Raw genomic sequence first — 5150 nt, 5'->3', positions numbered from 1 at the left:
CTGCCGCTGCGTGGGTTTACCGGCTCGCTTCGTGAGCGGCTACCACCTGGTAGAACCAAAGCCAGAGAGCTACGACCTGCACGCCTGGGCTGAGGTGTATCTGCCAGGTGCAGGCTGGCGGGGCTTTGATCCCAGCGGCATAGGCGTAATCGACGATCGCTACATCACCTTGGCCACTTCCTCCAAGCCGGAGCTGACCGCCGCAGTCACCGGCAGCTTTTCAGGGCCGAATGGCGTCGAAAGCCTGCTGGAATGGGGCATTGAGGCAGACATCCAAGAGCCGGCCGCAACCATGCAGTCCGCCTAAGCAAAAGGTACCTGCAATTGGGTGCCCTCCATTTCCAAACAAACCACCTGATGGCGGCCGCGACCTTTAGCCACGTAAAGCGCGCCGTCGGCGGCGGCCATCAACAACTCCAAGTCGTAGCCGCTCGCTCCTGCCGTGGAGGCAACTCCAACGGAAAGCTCCACCTCCACCACGCCGCCGTCGTCGTCTTTGCGCAGCGGGCTCACCTGCAACTGCTGACGAGTTCGATCCAACATCTGCACAGCGCGTTCGCGGGGGTTTTGCAGCAGCATTATGAATTCGTCCCCACCCAATCGCCCCACCAGATCTGAGCTGCGGCCCGCACCAGCCAAGAACTTAGAGACGTGGCGAATCACCTGATCCCCCGCTTCATGACCATTGTTGTCATTGATGGCCTTGAAGTGATCAACATCGATCAAGGCCATGGAGCAAGGCACACCCACTTGCTGCGCCTTGGCGAGCACATCTCTAGCAGTCTCCATGAAAGTGCGCCGATTAAAGATACCTGAAAGGGCATCAATCTGAGCCATATTGAGCAACTCGGGCAGCAAGTGACGACGCATCATCAACAACAAACCCAGGGAGCCAAAGATCAGGGGCAGGGTGCCGGCAATAAAGATCAACAGCACAAAAGTGAGCGCTTCATTGCGCTGGGTGTCCAGGTTGACAACAGTGATCAGGGTGGCCCGATCGCCAAATCCACCCCCCCGATCCTCCAGGGCCAGGGGTGACTGCCGCATCGTCACTAGGAAATCACCACCAAACCAGGGCAGGGGACCAACAAAAACGCGCCGGTCCTGGTTGAGGCAGCTCACCACCCCGTCTTTGCTGGGGCAATCAGCAAACAGCGCCCTTAAAGGCTGCTCACCTGCCAGCTGCAAAACATGGGGCAGGGGCAAGTTCACCAGGGCATTGTTGGAGGCCACAAGCACAACCCCGCGAGTATCTACAACTAGGGCACTCTCTAAACCCTGATTAACAGTTGCCCGCTGCAAATCGCGCTGCAGATCATGCAACGGACGGTAACCAGTCATGCTCACGCTGAGGATGCGCTCCAAGTTGGTGGCACTCCGCTCAATCTCCCTAGCGTGGTAGGAGAGCACCAAGGCACCAGCCAGAAGCGCCATTAGTGCTGATCCAACAGCTCCGGTGAGAGCCACCAACAGCCAAAGCTGTCGGTTAATCCGGCCCTTTAGCAGAGACGGTCCTGACAATTAGACTCCAGGCCAAGTTAGGAGGGTTAAGCTTATAAGAAAAATCCGCCAGCTGGACTATTTCACTAAAAAGGTAACCATTTTTTCTGGTTTTGGCAGAAAAGCCTGGGTGGGGGTTGGCAGTGGCGTCTTGGCCGAAAGGCGACCTGCGGAAATCATCTGGCCTGCCATGCGGGCGAGCACGCGAGCAACCGAGCCAGTTGGGGCAAGCATTTCCGCCTGATCGGCTGATGTTGGATAACGAATGCCGCGCTCAGAAGCCACAAACTCTGCCGGGCTTACCTGCTCTCGTTTAGCCATCAGGGCCTGGGAGGAAATTGGTTCGGCCTTGGCCAGGGCCTGAGCTGCCCACCAAGTGCGCACTAGTGCCCTAATCGTACCCGGATGGCGCTTAGCAAAAGCAGGATTTACAGCCAAGATATCAACAATCTCCCCGGGTATTTGAACAGAATTAAATAAAACCCGATAGCGAGAATCCTCACGCAGGAGATTTGAATGAGGTGGATAGGTAACAATGGCGGCAACCTTGCCCTTACTCAGCGCGCTAACAAGGGCGCTGGGCCCTTCGTGCATGAAGCGCACCTGGTCAAATGGACCTTGCTTGGTTTCAAAAGCACGCAAAAGCAGATATTCAGCAAGCACAGTGCGCTCAAGCCCCACAGTCTGGCCAACCAAACCACGTACATCTCCAATATCGCTCTTGCTGATAATCACATCCGCACCCTCGGACTGGTCAATCACTAAAAACAACTCAGGGCAGCGCTTTGGCACCTCCTGGCAAATCGTGATTGCATCCGGAAGATTAGTAGCAATGACCTCAACATCCCCACGGCCATAGGCAAGCCGCTGGTCCTCAATAGAGGTGTATTGCTGGACACGCAAATCGAGCCCATAGCGGTGACCCAGCCGCCGCTGCTCAGCCAAATACAGATACTCGAAGCCAGGCCAACTGGTAATCGCCACAGAAAGCCGTGCCTGGGAATTCAGGGTTCGCCATGCAGCCAATGAGCCTACCAACGAAACCAAGCCAACCAAAGCCAAGACCCAAGGACTCTGAAGCTTGGGATGCTGGAGACTCGGACGCTGGAGACTCGGACGCTGACTTGTCAACGCAGGGCTGCTTCCACCAAGCGGTTAGTTACTGAAGGCAGCTGGGCGCCAATCCGCACCAGTTCCAAATCCTCGTGCACCTTTTGGACAGACTTGAGATTGCGCTCCATCACACCCCCCGGAGCCAACATTTCCTTCTGCTCAACAAGCCCATAATAAACCAAGCCTCGTTCAGCCTGCTGAAATTCCTTGGCACTCACTTTCTGCCGATCGGCCATCAGGCCTATCGACTGCTTTGGACGGGTCTGGGCCAATTGGTGAGCGTCTTGCCAGACCTTTACAAGCTTTGCCAGAGCAGCGGAATGGCTATGAAGATACGAAGGATCAACAGCCAATACATCAAAGATTTCGCCCGGGGTTTGCCGACTGTCAAATAGCACCCTGGAATGGCCATCTCGCGCTGCAAAGTCACTAAACGGTGGGTAAAAGGCGACTGCATCAATGGTGCCCTTGGCCAAGGCAGCGGGCATTTCCGCCATCGGCATGTTACGGATCTCCACCTGATCTAGGCTCAACCCGAAACTCTGTAAAGCCCGACTAACAAAATAGGGGCCAAGAGTTGAAAAGGTTGTACCAATACTCTTACCAGCAAGATCCCGCAAGGAATCGACGCCATTGCGAGCCGCAATAATATCGCCACCACGAGATTCATCCAGAATCAGCACCACCACAGGGCAGCGCTCTGGCTTCCTAGCACAGATATCAATGAGCTCTACAGTAGTGAGCTGAGCCACATTAAGTTCACCCCGCAGATAGGAATGAACTATTTCCTGTGGATCCGCAAACTGGGATGTCGTTAATTTAAAGCCGTAACGCTCAGCCAGGCCACGGCGCTCGGCCAAATAAAAATACTCATATCCCGGCCAGCTGGATATGGGCACATTGATCTCCTCAGGCTTGGCGGTGCAGCCTGCAACTGCCACCCAGGCGAAGCCAATTACAGCCAGGCCGAACGACTGACGACGCAAGCTCCTTGATGGAGAGATGCCCATTAGCGCGTAATTACAGAAAAAGCGACAAACTCATGCAGGCCACGGGCTAGCCAGGAAAGGCATTTAACCACGATTTGCCTAGGAGAATACTGGGCTTCTTGCCAAAAACTTCACATCTCGCACGCTGATAGCCAGTGCGACTAGTTTTTCTTGATGGCATCGATAACTGGCTCCCCTGCCCCGTCCCCGTGGGGCCCGCTGTTTGCGCCGCCTACTCGTCGGCAAGGGCTTGTTCTGGCCCTAACGGCAGGGCTGGCCGTGCTGCTGAACCTGCAGCCCCTGCCACTCTTCTATGGCATCCAAGTGCTGCTGGGCTCGATCCTGCCGATCTTGGCCCTGCTGCTCTGGCGCACCGGCTGGGTAATTCCGGTGGGCTGCATCGCCAGCTTGGTGACCTGGAAGGCATGGGGTCATCCTTGGGCGGTAGTGATCTTCAGCGCCGAGATCACCTGGCTAACCCTCGGGCTACAACGCCTGAGCCGCCGCAACGATCAAGTAATCACTGGCGCAGTTATCCCCATGGCGATCAGCTACTGGCTGCTGCTGGGGGCGCCCATGGTGGCCGTTTTTTATGGCCTAATCCTGCGAATAGACCCCAGCAACGTGGCCGTCACGGCGCTGAAACAAGCTGTCAATGGGGTCCTTAACGCCACAATTGCATTCGTGCTGTTCATGGCAATCAGCGCCTTTAAGAACCGCAAGGGCCACGGCAATGGCATCTCATTGCGGGGAGTGATTGTAGGACTGGTGCTGATCACCATGACCGTGCCAACCCTTGTTATCACAATGAGCTCCGGCTATCAGCTAGAGCTGGCGGTGCAGCAAGCGGAGCTTGACAATCTAAAAGTAGTAAGTCGGGCTGTTGCCACATCCATACCCTGGACTGAAATTCCGGGCGGAGATGTGGCCTACCGACGTGTAGAAGCCAATGGCAAGAGCACAAGCTCCGATGCTGAACTGTTCGATCAGCTCGACAAGGACTTCAGCGATGGGGGACGTGCCTATGTGCATCCCCAAGAATTGGCGGTGCTTATCTCTAAGCAATCCCTGCCCATGTTGAAGAAATGGATAAATGGCTACTGGAGCTATAGCCAACTGCAAGCCAACCCAGGCCAGCCGTCCGTATTGATCCAGGTAGTTCAACCAGCAGGCAAGCTGGTGAAACGGATGCAAGATCAAAGCTCGCAGCTGCTGTTTGTCGTTCTTATCACTCTGCTGCTTGGAACTGCCGCCAGCATGACGATTGGCGCAATGTTTGAGCGCGAGATCAATAAAGTGCTGAAGCCGATGCTTACAAGCCCAGACGGGCTAAGCACCCTTGCCCCATCTCTGATCAACGAACTACGCGTAATGGTGCTGTTGATCAACCAGAGGATCCAGCAGGTGCGTTTGCTGACCGTTGATCTGCAAGAGACAAATCTGGCCCTGCGCCGATCACGCGACGAGCTCGAACAGATCAACACCAGCGATTTACTCACCGGCTGCGGTAATCGCAATGCCCTGTTCCTCAGGCTCAAAGAGGAATGC

General features: G+C 55.6%; 5 protein-coding genes. 2 read left to right on the top strand and 3 right to left on the bottom strand.

What is annotated here, in order from left to right; translation table 11 throughout:
• Nucleotides 1–307, top strand: a 307-nt coding sequence (locus tag KBY74_RS13605; RefSeq protein ID WP_254943165.1) for a transglutaminase family protein, incomplete at its 5' end; no start/stop codon positions are given.
• On the opposite strand, the gene KBY74_RS13600 is transcribed toward KBY74_RS13605, so the two are convergent.
• The 3 genes from KBY74_RS13600 to KBY74_RS13590 form a co-directional block, all read right to left on the bottom strand.
• The gene (locus tag KBY74_RS13600; RefSeq protein ID WP_254943164.1) at nucleotides 304–1434 is read right to left on the bottom strand and encodes a diguanylate cyclase; all 1131 of its coding nucleotides are present in this window, start codon (nucleotides 1432–1434) and stop codon (nucleotides 304–306) included. The genes KBY74_RS13605 and KBY74_RS13600 overlap by 4 nt on opposite strands.
• A gap of 144 nt (nucleotides 1435–1578) precedes the next feature.
• Nucleotides 1579–2562 (bottom strand): ABC transporter substrate-binding protein, encoded by a 984-nt coding sequence (locus KBY74_RS13595; RefSeq protein ID WP_254943163.1) that lies wholly within the window; start codon nucleotides 2560–2562, stop codon nucleotides 1579–1581.
• A gap of 65 nt (nucleotides 2563–2627) precedes the next feature.
• Nucleotides 2628–3623: an ABC transporter substrate-binding protein gene (locus KBY74_RS13590; protein ID WP_254943162.1), complete on the bottom strand. Its 996-nt coding sequence runs from the start codon at nucleotides 3621–3623 to the stop codon at nucleotides 2628–2630.
• 258 nt (nucleotides 3624–3881) lie between these two features.
• Here KBY74_RS13590 and KBY74_RS13585 point away from each other — a divergent pair.
• On the top strand, nucleotides 3882–5150 hold a 1269-nt coding region (locus KBY74_RS13585), incomplete at its 3' end, for a hypothetical protein (RefSeq protein ID WP_254943161.1).

This window comes from Cyanobium sp. A1C-AMD (assembly GCF_024346495.1).
Classification (GTDB): domain Bacteria; phylum Cyanobacteriota; class Cyanobacteriia; order PCC-6307; family Cyanobiaceae; genus Cyanobium_A; species Cyanobium_A usitatum.
Note: the sequence above shows the minus strand (reverse complement) of the source record. Positions and strands in the feature narration are given on the sequence as shown.